This is a genomic window from Mucilaginibacter aquaedulcis, assembly GCF_030409325.1.
Lineage (GTDB): Bacteria > Bacteroidota > Bacteroidia > Sphingobacteriales > Sphingobacteriaceae > Mucilaginibacter > Mucilaginibacter aquaedulcis.
Genome location: NZ_JAUFPR010000002.1, coordinates 2,560,939 through 2,580,745 on the forward strand (window position 1 = coordinate 2,560,939; position 19,807 = coordinate 2,580,745).

15 protein-coding genes and 1 pseudogene are annotated in these 19,807 nt (G+C 42.2%); 7 read left to right on the top strand and 9 right to left on the bottom strand.

The window, feature by feature from the left end; all coding sequences use genetic code 11:
* Positions 1-6: 6 nt before the first annotated feature.
* Complete coding sequence (gene gldB, locus QWZ01_RS15140) at positions 7-1,044, top strand: gliding motility lipoprotein GldB (RefSeq protein ID WP_290324544.1); 1,038 nt, start codon at positions 7-9, stop codon at positions 1,042-1,044.
* Positions 1,045-1,110: 66 nt separating this feature from the next.
* On the opposite strand, the gene QWZ01_RS15145 is transcribed toward gldB, so the two are convergent.
* From QWZ01_RS15145 to QWZ01_RS15160, 4 genes are all read right to left on the bottom strand, one after another.
* Entirely contained in the window at positions 1,111-1,305 is a 195-nt protein-coding gene (locus tag QWZ01_RS15145; protein ID WP_290324546.1) for a hypothetical protein, read from the bottom strand.
* Positions 1,306-1,772: 467 nt separating this feature from the next.
* Positions 1,773-3,347, bottom strand: coding sequence for a 2-oxoglutarate dehydrogenase complex dihydrolipoyllysine-residue succinyltransferase (gene odhB / locus QWZ01_RS15150; RefSeq protein ID WP_290324547.1), 1,575 nt, complete (start codon positions 3,345-3,347; stop codon positions 1,773-1,775).
* A gap of 111 nt (positions 3,348-3,458) precedes the next feature.
* Entirely contained in the window at positions 3,459-6,278 is a 2,820-nt protein-coding gene (locus tag QWZ01_RS15155) for a 2-oxoglutarate dehydrogenase E1 component (RefSeq protein ID WP_290324549.1), read from the bottom strand.
* A 183-nt stretch (positions 6,279-6,461) separates the two neighbouring features.
* Positions 6,462-7,775 carry a DASH family cryptochrome gene (locus QWZ01_RS15160; RefSeq protein ID WP_290324551.1) on the bottom strand — a complete coding sequence of 438 codons (1,314 nt, stop codon included), beginning with the start codon at positions 7,773-7,775 and terminating at the stop codon, positions 6,462-6,464.
* 324 nt (positions 7,776-8,099) lie between these two features.
* Here QWZ01_RS15160 and QWZ01_RS15165 point away from each other — a divergent pair, with 324 nt between their 5' ends.
* Complete coding sequence (locus QWZ01_RS15165; RefSeq protein ID WP_290324553.1) at positions 8,100-8,624, top strand: DinB family protein; 525 nt, start codon at positions 8,100-8,102, stop codon at positions 8,622-8,624.
* A gap of 99 nt (positions 8,625-8,723) precedes the next feature.
* Here QWZ01_RS15165 and QWZ01_RS15170 read toward each other — a convergent pair whose 3' ends face one another.
* Positions 8,724-9,566, bottom strand: coding sequence for a 5'-nucleotidase, lipoprotein e(P4) family (locus QWZ01_RS15170; RefSeq protein WP_290324555.1), 843 nt, complete (start codon positions 9,564-9,566; stop codon positions 8,724-8,726).
* Between the two features lie 241 nt (positions 9,567-9,807).
* Between QWZ01_RS15170 and QWZ01_RS15175 the strand changes: the two genes are divergently transcribed.
* Entirely contained in the window at positions 9,808-10,200 is a 393-nt protein-coding gene (locus QWZ01_RS15175) for a DoxX family membrane protein (RefSeq protein ID WP_290324557.1), read from the top strand.
* 50 nt (positions 10,201-10,250) lie between these two features.
* Here the strand turns inward: QWZ01_RS15175 and QWZ01_RS15180 are convergent, their stop codons facing one another.
* Positions 10,251-12,587 (bottom strand): M1 family metallopeptidase, encoded by a 2,337-nt coding sequence (locus QWZ01_RS15180; protein WP_290324559.1) that lies wholly within the window; start codon positions 12,585-12,587, stop codon positions 10,251-10,253.
* Entirely contained in the window at positions 12,584-13,174 is a 591-nt protein-coding gene (locus QWZ01_RS15185) for a HupE/UreJ family protein (protein WP_290324562.1), read from the bottom strand. Before QWZ01_RS15185 ends, QWZ01_RS15180 begins: the two co-directional genes overlap by 4 nt.
* 68 nt (positions 13,175-13,242) lie before the next feature.
* Between QWZ01_RS15185 and QWZ01_RS15190 the strand changes: the two genes are divergently transcribed.
* A complete protein-coding gene (locus QWZ01_RS15190) occupies positions 13,243-13,719 on the top strand; it encodes a DUF6702 family protein (RefSeq protein ID WP_290324563.1) in 477 nt (158 codons plus the stop codon).
* A 256-nt stretch (positions 13,720-13,975) separates the two neighbouring features.
* On the opposite strand, the gene QWZ01_RS15195 is transcribed toward QWZ01_RS15190, so the two are convergent.
* Positions 13,976-14,572, bottom strand: coding sequence for an HD domain-containing protein (locus QWZ01_RS15195; protein ID WP_290324565.1), 597 nt, complete (start codon positions 14,570-14,572; stop codon positions 13,976-13,978).
* 421 nt (positions 14,573-14,993) lie between these two features.
* Here QWZ01_RS15195 and QWZ01_RS15200 point away from each other — a divergent pair, with 421 nt between their 5' ends.
* Entirely contained in the window at positions 14,994-15,860 is an 867-nt protein-coding gene (locus QWZ01_RS15200; protein WP_290324567.1) for an aldose 1-epimerase family protein, read from the top strand.
* A gap of 107 nt (positions 15,861-15,967) precedes the next feature.
* Positions 15,968-16,312, top strand: coding sequence for a hypothetical protein (locus QWZ01_RS15205; protein WP_290324568.1), 345 nt, complete (start codon positions 15,968-15,970; stop codon positions 16,310-16,312).
* Between the two features lie 53 nt (positions 16,313-16,365).
* Here the strand turns inward: QWZ01_RS15205 and QWZ01_RS15210 are convergent, their stop codons facing one another.
* Positions 16,366-19,146, bottom strand: a complete 2,781-nt coding sequence (locus tag QWZ01_RS15210; RefSeq protein WP_290324570.1) for a DNA gyrase/topoisomerase IV subunit A — start codon at positions 19,144-19,146, stop codon at positions 16,366-16,368.
* Between the two features lie 556 nt (positions 19,147-19,702).
* Between QWZ01_RS15210 and QWZ01_RS15215 the strand changes: the two are divergent.
* Positions 19,703-19,807: pseudogene (locus QWZ01_RS15215) on the top strand (glucosamine-6-phosphate deaminase); the annotation flags it as partial.

Consider the following 19,807-nt stretch of genomic DNA (forward strand, 5'->3'; position numbering starts at 1 on the left):
ATAACCATGACAGCTACCCGTTTCAACGCAAAGCAAATTTACTTAATTTTTTCCATCGGCCTGATATTAGCGTCATGCGGACGTAACAAAAAAGTTGATCTGAGCAATATTCAGGCTGATGTTAAGATAGAGCGCTTTGACCAAGATTTTGATGCCATGCGTACCAAACCCATGGGCACACAAGCTGCATACCTGCAGCAAAAGTATGGCGCCTTTTATCCCGATTTTATAAGCCGCGTTCTGCAGGCCGGCAGCACCAACGACACCGTGTATTTTAAAACCCTGCGTGAAGTTTTTAATGGCAAAGCATACACTGATCTTAAGCACGATGTAGAGGCCACCTACCCCAACATGGATGCGCAAAACGCCAGCCTTACCGAAGCCTTTAAATACATTAAATATTATTATCCTCAAAAGAAACTACCAAAGGTATATGCCTATTTTTCGGGTTTCCAGGCACAAACCTCTATCGGTGATGGCTATTTCGGCATTGGGCTCGATCTATTTTTAGGGGCCAATTCAAGGTTTTATCCCGCACTTACCAATGCGTTCCCGCATTATTTATCAAGACATTTCACGCCCGATAATATTACCCCGCGGGTGGTGGAGGGTATGGCCCGTGAAGATATGTTTCCGGAAGATGATGCCGACCGCTCATTACTGGGCAAAATGATATACAACGGCAAGATCATGTATTTTATGGATCGTATTATGCCCGATGTTGCCGACACAACAAAAATTGGTTATACCACCGAACAACTGAAATGGTGCAATGATTTTAAAGGAAAAATATGGGCCTATTTCCTGGAAGAAAATCTATTGTACGAAACTGATTATCCTAAAATTCAGAAATATCTATCGGAAGCACCATTTACCCCGGGACTGGGTGAAAGAAATGAATCGGCACCCAAACTTGCGGTTTGGACTGGCTGGCAAATTGTGCGGGAATATATGGACAAACATCCTGAAGTTACCCTGCCCCAGCTAATGGCCGAAAAGGACGCTCAAAAAATATTGAATCAGTCAAAATATAGGCCCAAATAAAAAACTGGGCATAAAAAAAGCGTTGAGGTAATCTCAACGCTTTTTTTATAATATCGGGAATAATAATTATTCGATGATCTTGAAAACGGTTCTTAAACCTATAGCTACAGCTAAAATCAATAACACGTTCGCTATCCATGAAAAATAGGTAGAGTTCTCATCGCCCAAAAAACGAATGAAAACACCTGTAATGCCTATGGCAATAGCTATAACCAATATTTTATAATGTTGCTCTGAATTAGCGTTTTGTGTTGACTCCATTGTACTATTGTTTAATGTTTGGCAAAAATAGAAATGTTTACCGAAAATGCCACCATTATTTATGATTTTATCGCAGTAATTAGAATAGATGTTTCTAAAGATGGCTACAGATGTTAGGAAGATTTTTAATTCCCGCCTTTGGAAGTGGTGCGGTGGGAATTGTGCGGTGGCAGGGAGATAGTTATGAGTTGTTTCAATAAATAACCACATCCGATGAAAATCTTTCTTGTACCATTCAAGAGTAATAGCAGTGTTAAAAAAAGCTGTCATGCTGAGCTTCGTCGAAGCATGGTGGGCAGGCCTCTGCGCCCTACTCTTCGAAGGGGATCAGGTTGACAGTCCGCTTTTTCGAGTATTTCAACCCATCATTCTTCCATTTTATTTCTCCAGAACACTTACAAATTATATAACAAAAAGCCCAGTTACACAAGTAACCGGGCTTTTTAAATATGATAATATCAGGGAAACTATACGCCTAACAATAATCTTGCTGGGTCTTCCAGTAATTGTTTTACACGTACCAGGAAGCTTACCGATTCGCGGCCATCAATGATACGGTGATCATATGAAAGAGCCAAGTACATCATCGGACGAATTACCACTTGGCCGTTAACAGCAACCGGGCGCTCAATAATGTTGTGCATACCCAATATAGCCGACTGCGGTGAATTGATGATCGGCGTTGACAGCATAGAACCAAACACACCACCATTAGTGATGGTGAATGTACCGCCTGTCATTTCAGGAATGGTCAATTTATTTTCGCGGGCTTTACCTGCTAATACAACAATGGCTTTTTCAATTTCGGCAAGACTCATGCTATCAGCATTGCGAATCACCGGAACAACCAAACCTTTAGGAGCCGATACAGCGATAGATACGTCAGCAAAATTGCTGTATACTACTTCTTCGCCTTCAATACGTGCACCTACAGCAGGCCAGTCTTTCAAGGCTTCGGTAACAGCCTTGGTGAAGAACGACATGAAGCCTAAGCCAACGCCGTGTTTTTCTTTGAATTTATCTTTGTATTTACCGCGCAGTTCCATGATCGGCTGCATATCAACCTCGTTAAAGGTGGTAAGCATAGCTGTTTCATTTTTAACAGATACCAAACGTTTGGCAACTGTTTTACGCAGCGAGGTCATTTTTTCACGTTTTTCGCTTCTTTCGCCTGCTACAACTGGTGCAGCGGCAGGGGCCGGAGCGGCGGCAGGTTGTGCAGCAGCAGGCTGAGCAGCCGGAGTTTGCGCACCAAGAGCATCGCCTTTGGTAATGCGGCCATCAACACCGGTACCATTTACTGATTTCGGATCAACACCTTTTTCTGCCAGTATTTTGGCAGCAGCAGGCGATGGAGTACCTGAAGCATAAGTAACAGCACCTTCAGTAGTGGTAACAGCACCGCCGCGTGGCGACTCGTCTGTTGCGCTAACAACAGCAGGTGTTACCGGGGCAGATGCAGCAACAGCGCCCGCACCTTCAATGGTGCAAACTACCGCGCCAATTGGCAACACATCGCCTTCTTTGGCTAAGGTTTTTAATATACCTGCTTTTTCGGCAGTAAGTTCAAAAGTAGCTTTATCTGATTCCAGTTCGGCTAATGGCTCATCCATTTCAACGGCATCACCATCTTTTTTGATCCAGCGAGATAAAGTAACTTCAGTAATTGATTCGCCTACAGGCGGAACTTTTATTTCTAACGAACCACCACCAGTTGCAGGAGCAGCAGCTACCGGAGCAGGTGCAGCAGCGGCAGCCTGAGGCTGGGCAGCAGGTGCACTTTCTTTTGTAGGGGCAGCAGCGGCGGCACCCTCTTCAATATTGGCAACAACAGCGCCAATAGCTAAAACATCGCCTTCTTTGACAACTGTTTGTAAAGTGCCTGCTTTTTCGGCAGTGATTTCAAAAGTGGCCTTGTCTGATTCTAATTCGGCAATAACCTCATCCATTTCCACGTGGTCGCCATCCTTTTTCTTCCAGCTCGATAGGGTTACTTCTGTTATTGATTCGCCTACCGGCGGAACTTTGATCGCTAAACTCATATTTTAGTAATTGTATTTGTAAAGAGGGTTGTACGTTTTATGTTGTACGTTATACGTTCTGGTTGCACGTTTATACTTGCGCAAAACGTACAACGTAATACTTACAACGTATTAATCCGCTCCGGCGTCAGCCATTTTTTTTGTTGTTTTCTTTATTACTTCCTTAACTGCTTTACCTGCCGGTGCTTCAAACGCTTTTGAAACTATATAGGCTTGCTGTGCGGCATGCTGTTTGGCAAAACCGGTAGCTGTACTACTGCCTTCGATCCTGGAGATCACATTCAGCCTTAAAAATTTATCATTGTGGAATTTACGGCAAATGTAAGGCCATCCACCCATGTTTTCAGGTTCTTCCTGTACCCAGATAAACTCGGTAGCTTTATCGTATTTAGCTTTAATTTTCAATATCTGTGTAACCGGTGTTGGGTACAATTGTTCTATACGCACAATGGCTACGTCCTTGCGTTTATCAGTCTGCTGTTTCTCTAACAGGTCATAGTAAATCTTTCCGGTACAAAGCAGTACGCGTTTTACCTTTTTAACATCAGCGTAAGTATCGTCAATCAGCTCGTGGAACTTACCGTTGGTAAAGTCCTCTATCGGTGATACACATTTAGGGCTGCGCAGCAAGCTTTTTGGTGTAAAGATGATCAGCGGCTTGCGGAAATCGCGGTGCATTTGCCTGCGTAATATGTGGAAAAAGTTTGCAGGTGTAGTACAATTGGCTACCTGGATATTATCATCGGCGCAAAGCTCCATAAAACGCTCAACACGTGCAGATGAGTGCTCAGGGCCCTGACCTTCATATCCATGCGGTAACAACATTACTAAACCATTACCACGCTGCCATTTGGTTTCGGCACTGGCTATATACTGGTCAACAATAATTTGCGCGCCGTTAAAGAAGTCGCCAAACTGCGCTTCCCATATAGTAAGGGCGTTAGGGTTTGCCAGCGCGTAGCCGTATTCAAAACCTAAAACACCATACTCAGATAGTAATGAGTTATATATACTTAGCTTAGCCTCGGTATCAATGGTGGCCAGCGGGGTGTATTCGTCTTCAGAATCAACTAGGGTAAGTACCGCATGGCGATGAGAGAAAGTACCACGTTTAACGTCCTCGCCGCTCAGCCTTACCGGGAAACCATCTTTTAACAAGGTTCCGTATGCCAGCAATTCAGCCATAGCCCAGTCAAATACCTGGGTATTATTCACCATGTTGTTGCGGTCTTCAAACAGTTTTTCAATTTTCTTGAAAAACTCCATTTTAGGAGGCAAAGTGGTGATTTTATTACCTATCTCAATGATCTCCTCTTTTGGTACTGAAGTATCCACTGCCGAAACAAGCTCTTTGTGGCTGGCTAAGTGTAAACCGCTCCAGGCACCTTCAAACATGGCTATGGTTTCTGTAAATCTGTCTTCCGATTTTATCTCATCCAGTTTTTGCTGTAACTCATCGCGGAAGGTTTTTTCGATTGATTTCAGGAAACCTGCATCAATACTACCTTCGTCAACCAATTTTTGGTTATAAATTTTAAGCGGGTTTGGATGTGCATCAATGGCTTTGTATAATAATGGCTGGGTGAATTTTGGTTCATCAGACTCATTATGGCCATAACGGCGATAACATAAAATATCGATAAACACATCCTCATTAAACACCTGACGGTATTCCATTGCCAGGTTCACTACGTAAACCAATGCCTCAACATCATCACCATTTACGTGAAATACTGGTGACAGCACTGTTTTAGCCACATCGGTACAATAAGTACTTGAACGGGCATCTTTATAGTTGGTGGTAAAACCTATCTGGTTATTGATAACCAGGTGAATGGTACCACCTGTGCGGTAGCCATCCAGTTTTTCCATTTGTAAAACTTCATAAACAATTCCCTGGCCTGCTACTGAAGCATCGCCATGAATTAATATAGGAGCGATCTTAGAGTGATCACCATTGTATTTAAAGTCGATCTTTGAACGGGTAATACCTTCAACAACCGGATCAACAGCCTCCAGGTGCGATGGATTTGGGCAAAGGCTCAGGTGAACCTTTTTACCGTTTGATGTGATAACGTCTGTTGAAAAACCAAGGTGGTACTTAACGTCGCCGCCAAAAGGTGATTCAGAATCAAAGTTTTTACCTTCAAACTCAGAGAATACCTCTTTATAGGTTTTCTCCATGATGTTGGTAAGTACGTTAAGCCTGCCGCGGTGAGCCATACCAAGAATAAATTCTTCGATACCCAGGTCGGCACCTTTTTTAATAACAGAGTCGAGTGATGGGATCAGTGCTTCGGCACCTTCCAGAGAAAAACGTTTTTGACCCAGGAACTTGGTACCTAAAAAGTTTTCAAAGGTTACAGCCTCGTTCAGCTTATCCAATATTAACTTTTTCTCGTCAATAGTGAATGAAGGTGTGTTGCGGCGGCTTTCCATACGCTCCTCAAACCACTTGATCTTTATAGGGTTCCGTATGTATTTATACTCTGCACCAATGGCACGGCAATAAGTATCTTCCAGCAACTGACGAATATCGCGGAGTGTTGCGGCTCCTAAACCAACTTCAACACCGGCGTTAAAAACGGTATCCATATCAGCCTCGCTCAGGCCAAAAGTATCCAGTTCTTTCCCGGGGAAGTAATGACGGCGCTCGCGCACCGGGTTAGTTTTGGCAAACAGGTGCCCGCGTGAGCGGTACCCATCAATCATATTTAATACGTTGATCTCTTTTAAAAAGTGATCAGGAGTTTTATCTCCCGCGCTTGGTGCGGTTGTTCCGGCAGCAGCTTGGGTATCCCTGCCAAAATCAAAGCCTTCAAAAAATTTTTGCCACCCAAAATCCACAGATTCGGGATTTTCTTTATAACTATCGTATAGGGTATTGATGTAGTCTGCGTTGCCGCTATTTATATAATTGAGACGATCCATGAGAAACTGATCTTTAAAACGGTACAAAAGTAAGCATATAGGCTTATATACTTCATAATTAATTGCAAAGAAATTTGCTTTTGGCCAATAGCCGCGTTAAACACATATTATTGAGCAAAAGCGATATTTTATAGAGTACTAATTTGAGGAATAGTTTAATGAAGATAAGGTATTAACAGGTTTTTATGCATGCACCATATCGCCAGCCTCATCAATGGTGGCGTGCTGCCAGGTATTCACAAAATCGCTCACGGCATCTTTGGGTTGCAGTGTTGCTATAACATATTTGCTTTCCTTGGCGTCATTTACACCTGCTACAAAGGCCCAGTTGCCCCAGTTGCTGGCTGGTGAATAATCTATCAGTTTTTCTTCAAAGTAGGCTGCACCAAGGGTCCAGTCGGCATGCAGGTCATGCACAAGGTAGCTGGCTACAATTTGCCTGCATTGGTTGCATATAAAACCGGTAGCATTTAACTCATGCATACAGGCATCAATAAATGGTATGCCGGTATCGCCATTTGCCCATTTATTAAAATCAAGTTGGTTGGTAGCTGATGCCTGGCCGTTGTTTTCAGTTGTTTCTGCCTTGATAAATTTTTGCCCATGCTTTTTAAACATGAACCTGAAATAATCCCTCCACAGGAGTTCGAGCTTTAGCATACTGGCATTTTGCGCGTAACTATCCTGGCTGTGTTTAAATATTTCCCAGTACACTTGCCTTGGCGATATACAGCCTACAGCCAGCCAGGGTGATAATTTAGATGAATTATTTGCCCCTATGCCGCGAGCGTTTTTAGGCTTAACGGCCTGCTCAGTTTGTGAAAAATATTTGTGCAGCTGAATTAATGCCGCGGTTTCACCACCCTGAAAATAGTTGGTAGCCCGCGGATCGTCAGTCGGTTCATCAAGCCCTAATTGCTGTAGGGTTGGCAACTCGCCTGCATCTGTAATTTCGGGGGTTATGATATGATCAGGAGTCGGTACCCCCGGGCGTACATTACTGTCGCGCTCTACTTTTTTCTTAAAAACGGCAAAGCTATCCGGAATGTCTTTAATAGGAAAAGGAAGATCTTCTTTATGATACAGCGTATGCCCGATGAAATGTTTAAGGTTAAGCCTCATTTTCCATAAAGCAGCCTCCACTTGTTCCGATATTTCGGTTTCTTCGTAGGCTACTTCGCGGTGATGATATACCTCGTTCACATGGTATTCCTCTGAGAGTTTTGGAAGTATTTCGGCTGGATTTCCTGTTCTGATGATCAGATCGGCGCCATAAGCCTGCAGATTCTTACGCAGATCGGCTACGGCTTCTAAAAGAAAGCGGGCCCTGAAATTACCTGTTTTAGAAGCACCCGATGGTGTACGTTGAAAATAATAAGGATCGAAACAATATACCGGCAATACTTTATCAGCCTTCCTGACAGCCTCTAACAAAATTTCGTTATCGTGTATCCGCAAGTCATTTCTAAACCAAACCAGTATCGTCTTTTCGCTCATAGTTAAACAGGGTGTTAACTGAAATTATGAAGATCACAAATTTGCAATTTATTTGTGTCATTTACACACTTTGTTGCAATATTTGACATCTTTTCAACATTATTGCTGTTTTTTATACAGTTATAACATCGTATTGACAAGCCTTAAGTTACCTATTAAAGGCCTTATTTTGAGCCTTTAAATTAGATAAATATAAGCTATATCTGTTAAAATGCAATACCTCTTATTTATCCATCTTTATTTTAACATGGATTGGGTTTTATCTTTAGCTTTATAATAATTTACATTTTCTCTGTATTTTTAATCAATTAATACCAAACCATCATGAAAAAAATATCATTCCTGTTGCTGATGCTTACATGCACTTGTACCGCGGCATTTGCACAACTAACCAAAGACCAAATTATTAGCGAGTGGACACGCGCCAAAGCGTACACCAAAACCTATTTAGACGCCATGCCTGCCGATGGCTATACTTTTAAAGCCACACCAGAGGTTCGTTCCTTTGCGGGGCAGATGCTGCATTTGGCCGATGCTAACTATCTTTTTTTAAGCCTCGTAAGCGGCAAACCAAGTCCGCTGGCTAAAGGCGTATCGTTAGAAAAAACAATCGAGCCAACCAAAGAGGCTACCACCAAAGCCGTATTAGACAGCTATGATTACGCAATAGGTGTTACACAGGCCCTAACCGAAGCTCAATTTGCGGAAGAAGTAACTTTAGGCAAGCAGAAAGCAACCCGAGGCTTACTGCTTGCAAAAGGCTTTGAACATCAAACACACCATCGCGGGCAAGCTACTTTATACCTCAGGTTAAAAGGAGTAACGCCACCGCAAGAAATGTTATTCTAAGGCTGATCAACGCTCACAGTAACATCTTAAAACATCAAAGCCCCGCTAAGCGGGGCTTTGATGTTTTGGTAGTATATTTTTTAAGGAGAATCCCTTTTACTATTGGTCAATTTTAATTTTGGCCCTGATCACGGAATCTTTTTGAGCGCCGTTCAGCTTATAATTATACTGAAACAAAGCTCCCTCAAAATCGCCATAAGAAATGTTTGGTATCACGATATACCTGCTTCCAAATTCCTTTTGAAGTTTTTGAGTAGTGACCATGCGGCTTTCTTCGGTTGGATGATTATCATACAGCAGATCAAAATCGGGCAGGTTATCACCACATAGCAGCAGGATATCATGTGTTTTTAACACCTCCTGGCGGCGGCTTTCCTTACTTGAATTATCCTGTTTAAGCAACAAGTGCTCATCATTGGCATTGGGTAAAGCGTAATGCTGCAGGCTATATAAGGTGGCACCGCGTTCATTCTCGTTTCGGTTAGTAATGTAATATATGGTGATGCCTTTAGAAGCCGCATATTTCAAAAACGACGGTGCTCCAGGTACTGTATCAGCCTTGCTTTTATCTGTCCACCCCTTCCAGGTTTTATCGCTGTATTCCTCGTTTTGTAGGGCGCGGGTTGCATCATAGGGGCTGTTGTCTAATAGCGTTTCGTCAATATCGGTAACAATGGCCAATGGCTTGGTGCTTACTTTTTTAACGCCTTCATCTACCCGTAACTTAGCAATATTATAAGCCTGAAAGCATAGCGCGCGATATTCGGCCGCCCGTTGCTGCCATAAAGAGGCCCATACTTTACCATCATTAGCAATAGATGTGTTTCCTGAATTTGTATTACCAGCAGGAGTATTAACTGCTGTAGTATTTACTTTTTTAGCCGATGAACAGGCACTTAAGATCAATAAGGATGATATTAGATAAGAAGATATTTTTTTCATTTTATAAATGGCCATAATGCCGAGGATGTATCATAAAGTCAATTTCTAAAAAACGAGACTTTATAATTGATGTATACTGCCCGGCAAATTTATTCAGTTTTGGCCGGATAACAAATGTGCAGTACCACTTAATAGCATTATTGTTAAATAATGTCAGTCAAATTCATGCACAAATGCACCATTTGAATATGTTAATTTAATCATTAATTTAGTAAGTACACTTTCACTAAAACCTAAATTCATGAAAATTGCAGTATTAATTGCCCGCGTTTTGCTGGGTCTCATCTTCGTAGTATTTGGTCTTAATTTCTTTTTCCAGTTTATTCCCATGACACCACCGCCAATGTCGGCCAAGGCACAGGCTTTTAGTGGCGGACTATGGGGCTCAGGTTACTTTTTCCAGTACATGAAAATTATTGAAATTGTGAGCGGACTGGCCATATTGTTTAATCGTTATACCGCGTTCTTTTTATTGATCCTTTTCCCTATTTCAGTGAATATATTTTTATTCCACTTGATCCTGGCGCCTTATGGCGTACCTATAGGCACAGCTGTTATTTTGCTTAATTTGTTTTTGGGCCTCGCCTACCGCAAATATTACTCAGGTATATTCACCGCTGTACCAACATTATAAAATCTGTTGATAAACAAAAAAGTCCCCGATAATTATCGGGGACTTTTTTGTTATTGATTTTTCCTGGCTTCCTGCATTGGGTTAGGCCCTGAGGTAGCGCCGCGAGGCAAAGTTTGTTGCTTAAACAGCTCAAATCTTGATGGCTGATATTCGCGCGGCCAGCTGTTATTGGTTTCATCTATATCAGCGGTTTCGCGGTATGGGTCAAGCTTAAGGCCTTTTACCTCTTTGGTCTTAGCGAACACCTTGCTTATTTTAAATTCGTTTTTACGCCATATGTATGCCGGTATTTTTTCAAGCTCCTTAGTGCCGTCGGTGTAAGTCCATTCAATAATTAATGGGGTAACTAAACCACCTTTATTACTGAAGTTGACCTCATAAAAATAACTCTTGCTATCGTAAAGCTTCTTTTCATCTGGGCTCAGGGCGTTATACATGGTTTGATAGCTCTGTGTGGTAACAGGAGTTGCCGCGAAACGATCCCATTTGCTGTAAAAATCCTGCAGGGAAGTATCTGCCTCAACAGCAAATTTGGTTCCTGCCTCTTTGTTACGGGTGGTGCTGATATTCTCCAGGTTACGATCAAACTGTGCACGATCAGCCGTGGCTTCAACAGCCGGGTTCTTAGTATTGAGGCGATAGTATTTTACGCTATCGATAGATACGTCAACAGGCTCGGTGCCGAAAAACCAGCCTCTCCAAAACCAGTCCAGATCAACTGCCGAAGCATCTTCCATGGTACGGAAAAAATCGGCAGGTGTAGGGTGTTTAAATGCCCAGCGATGAGCGTAGGTTTTAAAGGCGTAGTCAAACAGTTCGCGCCCCATTACGGTTTCGCGCAGAATGTTTAAAGCTGTTGCGGGCTTGGCATAGGCGTTAGGGCCAAACATCACAATGTTTTCTGAGTTGGTCATGATAGGCTCCAATTCATCTTTGGGCAGCTTCATGTAATCAACTATTTTATAGGCAGGGCCACGTTGCGACGGGAATTTGCTGTCCCACTCCTGCTCGGCCATATACTGGCAAAAAGTATTCAAGCCTTCGTCCATCCATGTCCACTGGCGCTCATCTGAGTTTACGATCATCGGGAAAAAGTTGTGCCCAACTTCGTGGATAATTACACCGATCATACCATTCTTGGTAGCCTCGCTGTAGGTTCCATCCTTTTCCGCACGGCCATAGTTAAAGCAGATCATCGGGTATTCCATACCGTTTGATGCTTCTACAGAAATAGCAACCGGGTATGGATAAGGGAAGGTATGTTTTGAATATGTTTTAAGCGTGTGTGCTACAACTTTGGTTGAATATTTACGATATAATGGATAAGCCTCGGGGCCATAATAAGACATGGCCATCACTTTTTTACCTCCGTCAATCTGGGTGCCCATAGCATCCCAAACTATGCGGCGGGATGATACCCAGGCAAAGTCACGTACATTTTCTGCATGAAACATCCAGGTTTTACGGGCTGTGGCATGGCTTTTCATGCTTTGCTTAACCTCATCAAGCGTAACAATTTCCTGAGGACTTGTAGCCGACTGCGCCGCGTTCCAGCGTTTAAGCTGTGAAGCGGTTAATGTTTGCGCATAGTTGGAGCATTGGCCGGTAGCACCTACAACGTGATCGGCAGGCACATTCATGCTTACTTTAAAATCGCCAAAGGTTAAAGCAAACTCACCGCGACCAGTGAATTGTTTGTTTTGCCAGCCCTGGAAATCGCTATAAACGGCCATGCGTGGATACCACTGCGTCATGGTGTACAGGTAATTGCCATCTTCCGGGAAAAACTCGTAACCGCCACGACCGCCAATAGTTAAACGGTCAGATATATTATACCACCAGTTAATTTTAAAACGGATTTTTTGCCCTGCCTGTAAAGTTACCGGCAGTTCAATACGCATCATGGTTTCATTAATGGTATACTTTAAAGCATTACCATTAGCATCCTTAACGCTCACGATATGATTACCCAGATCCAGATCATGGCCCATAATGGCCTGCAGCTGGCGCATGCTCATTTTGCTTTGCATTTTGCTTTCATCAAACTTGGCACTTTCAGCATCTTTTTTATGCTGATTTTCATCAAGCTGCAACCACAGGTAAGTAAGCGGATCGGGCGAATTATTGGTATAGTTAATGGTTTCAACACCATCTAAACGCTGCTTATCATCGTTAAGGGTAGCGCTGATGTCATAATCGGCCTTTTGCTGCCAGTATTTTGGGCCGGGTGCACCGGATGCCGAGCGGTATTCATTCGGTGTGGATACCATGGTGCCCAGTTGCTCAAACCTGTTGCCATGATTTGAACCTGGGTTGTTGTCATACTGCGCAAAAGCGGCAGTGGTTAATAAAGTACAGGAAAGTAAAGAGAGGTAAAATTTATTCATCTGAATTTTATGAGTAAAAAGCGTTCAATGCACATGATAAAAGCAATTCCAAATATAGCCGAAGAGAGGAACATTGTCCACTCGCGCTGTGCCACCCGGGCAAACTTAATGAGCAAATACGAGAAAAGTAACGCAGATATTACAATTAACACCTGCCCAAACTCAAGCCCGATGTTAAAAGCAAACAGCTGCGCGGTAATATTACTGCTGCTGCCCAGTAAACTTTTGAGGTAGTTTGAAAAGCCCATACCATGTATAAGTCCGAAAAAAAGCGCCAGTGTATAATTAAGGCGCATAGTAATTGCCGTGCGTTTTTTATTGAGCACGTTAACCAAACTGGTAAATACGATGGTAACCGGTATCAGAAATTCAATAAGTGAGGTGTTGATGTGTATAATATTTAAAACACTCAAAGCCAGCGTTATAGAATGACCAATAGTAAAGGCAGTAACTAATACCAATACTTTGCGCCAGTCGGCCAGGAGATAGGTACCGCATAGCACTGTCACAAATAAAATATGATCATATCCCTCCCAATTACATATGTGCTGCCAGCCTAACTGGAAGTACAAAGAAAACTCATCCATGCAGTATAATTCGTGTTTGCGAATAAAAATAGCGTTTTTTGTGTAAAATAAAACTATTTAACGCAATCATGTTGCAATTAATATTCATCAGCTGGCTAAGCTTTTTTCACCCGTTTTTCGTTAGTGTTACCGAAATAAACCACAACTCGCGCACCCAATCTGTAGAGGTAAGCTGCCGCATGTTTTATGACGATCTGGAACATGCCCTCGAAAAACAATACCACACCCGGGTTGACATTGTGAAGCCTGCCGATAAAAATAAAGTAAACCAGCTGCTAACCGATTACATTAAAAAGCACCTGATCATTAAGGCCGATGGCAAGCTGGTTACCCTAAGTTACGTTGGCTATGAAATTCAGGAAGATGCTGCCTGGACCTATTTTGAGGTTAAAGGCATCAGCAAGGTAAAAAAGTTTGAAGTACACGACGATCTGCTTTTCAGCGAACATCCTGAGCAGATCAATATGCTGCATGTAACCGTTGGTGGCCTGCGCAAGAGCACCAAGCTTGATAACCCGGAAAGCGATGCTTCCTTTGGGTTTTAACGCCGCTCCTCTTTCTTTAATAATAGTTCATAAAATCTGGCTATCTATCGACTCACCCCGACATCGCTACGCTTGTCTACCCTCTCTTCGCCTTCGGCGGAAAGAGGGTGTAGAAAAAATTCTTTATTCCTTTATGTTTCACCCATTTTCAAGTTCCCTCTTTCCGCCGAAGGCGAAGAGCGGGTGCCCGAGCGAAGCAACGGGCGGATGAGTCTTTTATACACCATTCAAATCAACGGCTATGCCTTTTTATCGCCTACTCCTCTTTCTTTAATATTCCTTTTTCCACGCTGCCATCTATCAAGGTTTTAGCAAAAGTCCAAAGCGTTTCTGAACCTTGTTTAATAACGCTTTTCTTTTGCACCACCTGCTCATATTTTACGTTGTGCTCCTGCCACGTTCCGCCATTGTTTGATACATTTTGCAGTAGCGGCTCGAGGCGATCCATGGAACGGGCAAATTTAGCTTCGGGTGTTTCACCGGCCTCAAACTCTTCCCATATGGCAATCAGTTCGGCAGCTTGCTCTGGTGGCAGCAAACCGAATATGCGTTCGGCAGCTTTGCGTTCCGCTTCGGAGTTGGAGTGATTCAATACGGTATCATACAAAAAAATGTCGCCTGCGTCAATTTCAACCACATCGTGAATAAGCAGCATCTTTACTACTTTCAGGGTATCTACGGGTTCGTTGGCATGTTGGGCCAATATAATGGCCATTACCGCTAAATGCCAGCTGTGTTCGGCATCATTTTCATTTCGGTTACTGTTAAAAAGGCGGGTTTTACGTTGGATGTACTTTACTTTATCAATCTCGTGGATAAAGGCTATTTGCTGTTGAAGTTGCTCAAAATTCATATTTGTTATGTTTAAGCATTGCAAATATAATGTTTATACCGGGTTCTGTTGAGGATTCATTGTCTTTTAAATAGAAAACACATTAGCAGTAAAAACTTTGGCTAAAGCCTTCATTACAGATATAAATATACCGTTGGCTGAAGCCAAACGGCAATGAACAGAAGCATGCGTACCAATACCAGCACGATTCATCGCCGTTCCACTTTAGTGAACGGAGATAAACAAAAACCACGAGGGCTTTAGCCAAAAATAATTTGAATATTCTAAAAAGAGTTATCCTTTATCCATCATCCATCCTTCAAAAAATCCTTATAGCTTATTTATATTAATTATGAACATTGATTTACCTGTTTATTTCACAAAAAATCATTGTAACTTGGATGCGTAATAGTTAATTTTTCTGAATAATTACCGTTGACTTATGACTGTATTAGAAAACGAATATCTTAAAGTAACCATTGATCTGAAGGGCGCTCAACTTAGTTCGTTTTATAACAAAAAAACCGGCGTTGAACACCTTTGGCAAGCCGATGCCAACATTTGGCCATGGCACTCCCCTAACCTTTTCCCGGTTGTTGGTGGTTTAATTAATAACCAGCTTATGGTTGACGGACAGGCCTATGAAATGAACCGGCACGGATTTGCCAGAACATCTGAATTTATATTGCTGGAAGCCGATGAAGTATCGGCCAGTTTCTCGTTACCATATTGCGAAAAAACGCTGCAGGTATACCCATACAAGTTTGATTACCAGGTTTTGTACATGCTTATTGATAACTCGCTGCGCGTTACGCACAAAGTGATTAACCTGGATAAAAAGACCATATATTTTTCTGTTGGGGCGCACCCTGCATTCAACGTTCCGTTTTTTAAGGGTGAAAGCTATGAGGATTATTACCTGGAGTTTGAAACCGACGAACATTTAGAAGCAAATATGCTATCGGCCAATGGCTTTTTTACAGGCGAAACCCATACGGTACCTACTCCCGGCAATAAACTATACTTAACCCGCCATCTGTTTGATGCCGATGCCCTTGTTTTTAAACAATTGAACTCCAGGATGATCAGCATCAAAAGCAAAAAACATGACCAATCCATATCGGTAGAGTTTCCGCATTATAACTATATGGGATTGTGGGCCAAACCCGGTGCCGACTTTGTGTGCATTGAGCCATGGCTTGGCTGCGCCGATACCGAAAACCACCAGGTAAACATCAATAAAAAAGAAGCCATACAATCGCTGCATGCAGGGCATGTTTTTGAAGCACCTTATTTTATAAGTCTGTAATAACGCTTTTTTGTAAAATATTGTGCAATAACAAAACATTTTACTCACTTTTTTATTTACAATAATTAAACACATATTTAAAACGATACATATTTAAATTACTCACTATGAAAAAGAAGATCTATCTAATTGCTCTTACCATGCTGCTTTCTATTGGCGCGTTTAATAGTTATGCTTCTACCGCTACCGATGGTGCTTTAACCATACTAAGCAAAGAGCAAATAGCCAGCATGACCACCGAGCAAAAACAAGCCCGCGTAGAAGAAATTAAAGCAAGAGTGAACGAAATAAAAGCGATGGACAAGTCTGAACTTACCAGGGAAGATAAGAAAGAACTGCGTCATGAGCTTAAAGGCCTTAAACACGAAGCAAACGCCCTTGGCGGTGGTGGTATTTACCTTTCAGTAGGTGCAATTATCATCATCATTTTAGTATTGATCCTGATATTATAATTTGCTCCACATAAAAAAGCCTCCTGATGATTTATCAGGAGGCTTTTTTATGTTTAGAACAATCCTAATTGCCCTTTATCGTCTATATCAATATCATCGGGGTTGGTGATCTCAAAGTCGACTTTCTTATGCGGCTCCTTATGTTCAGGCTCCGGTGTATTAGTTGGTTGCTCAGAGGTAGAAGCCGACTTTTCATCAGGTTTTGCCTGCTCCGCTTTTGGGAGAGATGTTTCTTCAGCTAATTGCTCAGGCGATTCATCTGTGCCGTTTTCCTCATTCGGTTCAACTTCTGGTTCTTCCACATCAACCGCTTCTTCTGCACTTTCGCCCTCAGAAATTAATTCAACTGATTTTACCGGGAATTGCGACAATCGGTTACCCATTGCCTTCATGCCTTTCACGTCAATCAAATCAGCAAGGTTTAGTTCAACGGTTTCCGGTGTTTGATCTTTACCTTTAAGCTGCACCACGCTTACCAGAGGTGCCGTTTTAGCCAGCATGATCAGTTTTGAGCCCGGCTCTTCACTAATAACACTTACCTGTTTGCCCAGTACAATGTTCTCAAACACAAAGCGCTTAACCAGGTAATTTTTTGATTTACCATCCAGGTGAATAACCGAGAAAACCTTTTTAGGATCATACTTTTCGATCAGCATCATTTTATCATCAAAATGATTATTCAGATCAAAACTGGTCAACTCATAAATACCGTTGCTCATTACGGTCAGTATCCGGTCGTCGCCATCAAACTCACCCAGGTATTTACCACGGCTATCGGCATTAAGGCGTTTTAAAATATCATCATACCATATTTTACGGCCGGCCAGTGTTGATACACCCTTGGTTTTAAGTATGATCTTTTTAACCGGGTACTTGGTAATAATATTACCCATTGATCCGCGGCCCTTAATGGCGATCGATGCAAAATCCTCATCAAACTGCAGTTTCTTGAGTTTGGAGTGAGGTTTAAGCTGCACGTTAACCACCTCGGCTTCGCCGTTAGGGTTTGCCGAAAAGTAAAGTACTTTGGTGCCCTTGGTTCCTTTGGTAAGGTCGTATTCCTTATCGCGGGTTACGCCCACAACCGAGAAACGCTTGATATAGCTGATACCGCTGGTACCATCTTTATATATCATGTTATAAACCGTACGCTCGTCGTTCTTTTTAAACACGGCTACATGAATGATCTCCTTGCCAACAAATACCTTATCCTGCACTTTAGTAATAATGCAACGGCCATCAGCCCTGAAAACTATGATCTCATCAATATCGGAGCAATCGCCCACAAACTCATCTTTTTTAAGTCCCGAGCCTATAAAACCATCTTCGCGGTTTACATATAGTTTTACGTTGGCAAGGGCAACCTGTGCAGCCTCTACCTTATCAAAGGTGCGTAGTTCGGTTTTACGGCCACGATCTTTACCATATTTTTCTTTCAGCTTTTCAAACCAGGCAATGGTATAATCGGTAAGGTGTTTCAGGTGATGTTTAACCTGTTTTATTTCGTTCTCAAGCGTTTTCATGAGCTCATCCGCTTTTTTAACATCAAAGCGGGTGATGCTGCTCATTGGCTTATCTATCAGTTTTTTATAGTCTTCGGGTAATATCTCCCTGTAAAACTGCGAAAAGAAAGGTTCAAACAAACGGTTCAACACTTCCAGTACAGTTTCAAAGTTACCCGAGCCCTCGTATTCAGGATGCTTGTACATGCCCTCCTGGATAAATATTTTTAGTAATGAACTAAAGAATATTTTCTCCATCAACTCCTTCAGCCTGATCTCCAGTTCCTGTTTAAGCAGGTCTTTGGTGAAGAAGGTGCTTTCGGTGAGCATATCATTCACACTCATGAAGCGCGGCTTATCATCCTGGATAACGCAAGTATTTGGCGATATGGATACCTCGCAATCTGTAAAGGCGTACAGCGCGTCGATAGTTACATCGGGCGATATCCCAGGTGCCAGGTGAATAATGATCTCAACGTTTTGGGCCGTGTTATCCTCAATCTTTTTGATCTTGATCTTGCCCTTATCATTGGCAGATATTACACTATCAATTAAACTGCCGGTTGTAGTTGAAAAAGGTATCTCGGTAATAGCCAGCGTTTTTTTATCGCGCTCTACAATCTTGGCCCGCACCCTCACCTTACCACCGCGCTGCCCCTCATTATACATAGAGGTGTCGGCCATACCACCCGTAGGGAAGTCGGGCACCAGGTTAGGGCGCTCGCCTTTTAATACGGCTATTGAAGCATCAAGCAATTCAATAAAGTTATGCGGCAATATCTTGGTGGCCAAACCTACCGCAATACCTTCGGCTCCCTGGGCCAGCAGCAAAGGGAATTTTACAGGCAGCGTAATGGGCTCCTTGTTACGGCCATCATAACTGGCCTGCCAAATAGTAGTATCAGCATTAAAAACAACATCAAGAGCAAATTTTGATAAACGCGCCTCAATATAACGCGGTGCCGCTGCCGAATCGCCTGTTACCGGGTCGCCCCAGTTTCCCTGGCAATCAATCAGCAGGTTTTTTTGCCCTATTTGTACCATGGCATCACCTATAGATGCATCGCCATGGGGGTGATATTTCATGGTATTACCAATTACGTTGGCAGCCTTGTTAAAGCGCCCGTCGTCCATTTCCTTTAAAGAGTGCAGAATACGGCGTTGTACAGGTTTTAAGCCATCATTGATGTGCGGAACGGCGCGGTCAAGAATTACGTAAGAGGCATAATCCAAAAACCAGTTTTCGTATAACCCGTCAAGTGAGGTAACATTGTGATTTAATTTTTCGTCATTATTGGCGGGTATATCGTTTTGATTCAGATCTTCACTCATTATATGCTAAAAAATTTTTGGATGGGTAAAGATAAAAAATTATGCTCGGATGTACGGAGAGGGCCGATTTGATTTAATTATTTATTTTAATCTACTAAATATATAGATTTAATAGTTTATTATTTATATTTGCTGCAGATGGTTTGTAAATGGTGGTTCATTTAATAACTATAGCAGGCGCTGATACGGCAGCAATGGATGAGTTCAACTCTCGCCCCTGCAACTCTCTTCTCTCATATTTATGTTTTACAATTGACTAAAGAGTTCCTGCCCATCAGGAACTCTCTTAGTTTTTATTTAATCCGGGAATAATAATCAGGTCATATCTTTTACTTATTAAAAAAATTTAAAAAGTACTTTAAATTGAAATTTAGTTTTATTAAGTTTGTAACACAATGTATAGCATTTTACTCAACGGAATTTACTTTAGCCTTATGTCGGTGAGGTTTAAAAGATTTTGTTAATTGGTTTGATAAATCCTCGTTTCGGCGGGGGTTTTTTGTATAGTGACTTTTTTTATTCAACATATAGCTAAAACACAAGTTCTTAGAAAATTATGGCCCGATTAAATTTATTGGAAGAGACCCGGTACGAGAAGCTGCCGGTAAGCGTATACAGCACCCAGCAGGAAGCGTCATTAGCGGTAGCACAACGGATAGCG

Excerpts from the sequence above, each read along its gene's own strand:
- gldB (WP_290324544.1), top strand. The coding sequence starts at position 7 with ATGACAGCTACCCGTTTCAACGCAAAGCAAATTTACTTAATTTTTTCC.
- QWZ01_RS15145 (WP_290324546.1), bottom strand. The coding sequence starts at position 1,305 with ATGGAGTCAACACAAAACGCTAATTCAGAGCAACATTATAAAATATTG.
- odhB (WP_290324547.1), bottom strand. The coding sequence starts at position 3,347 with ATGAGTTTAGCGATCAAAGTTCCGCCGGTAGGCGAATCAATAACAGAA.
- QWZ01_RS15155 (WP_290324549.1), bottom strand. The coding sequence starts at position 6,278 with ATGGATCGTCTCAATTATATAAATAGCGGCAACGCAGACTACATCAAT.
- QWZ01_RS15160 (WP_290324551.1), bottom strand. The coding sequence starts at position 7,775 with ATGAGCGAAAAGACGATACTGGTTTGGTTTAGAAATGACTTGCGGATA.
- QWZ01_RS15165 (WP_290324553.1), top strand. The coding sequence starts at position 8,100 with ATGAAAAAAATATCATTCCTGTTGCTGATGCTTACATGCACTTGTACC.
- QWZ01_RS15170 (WP_290324555.1), bottom strand. The coding sequence starts at position 9,566 with ATGAAAAAAATATCTTCTTATCTAATATCATCCTTATTGATCTTAAGT.
- QWZ01_RS15175 (WP_290324557.1), top strand. The coding sequence starts at position 9,808 with ATGAAAATTGCAGTATTAATTGCCCGCGTTTTGCTGGGTCTCATCTTC.
- QWZ01_RS15180 (WP_290324559.1), bottom strand. The coding sequence starts at position 12,587 with ATGAATAAATTTTACCTCTCTTTACTTTCCTGTACTTTATTAACCACT.
- QWZ01_RS15185 (WP_290324562.1), bottom strand. The coding sequence starts at position 13,174 with ATGGATGAGTTTTCTTTGTACTTCCAGTTAGGCTGGCAGCACATATGT.
- QWZ01_RS15190 (WP_290324563.1), top strand. The coding sequence starts at position 13,243 with ATGTTGCAATTAATATTCATCAGCTGGCTAAGCTTTTTTCACCCGTTT.
- QWZ01_RS15195 (WP_290324565.1), bottom strand. The coding sequence starts at position 14,572 with ATGAATTTTGAGCAACTTCAACAGCAAATAGCCTTTATCCACGAGATT.
- QWZ01_RS15200 (WP_290324567.1), top strand. The coding sequence starts at position 14,994 with ATGACTGTATTAGAAAACGAATATCTTAAAGTAACCATTGATCTGAAG.
- QWZ01_RS15205 (WP_290324568.1), top strand. The coding sequence starts at position 15,968 with ATGAAAAAGAAGATCTATCTAATTGCTCTTACCATGCTGCTTTCTATT.
- QWZ01_RS15210 (WP_290324570.1), bottom strand. The coding sequence starts at position 19,146 with ATGAGTGAAGATCTGAATCAAAACGATATACCCGCCAATAATGACGAA.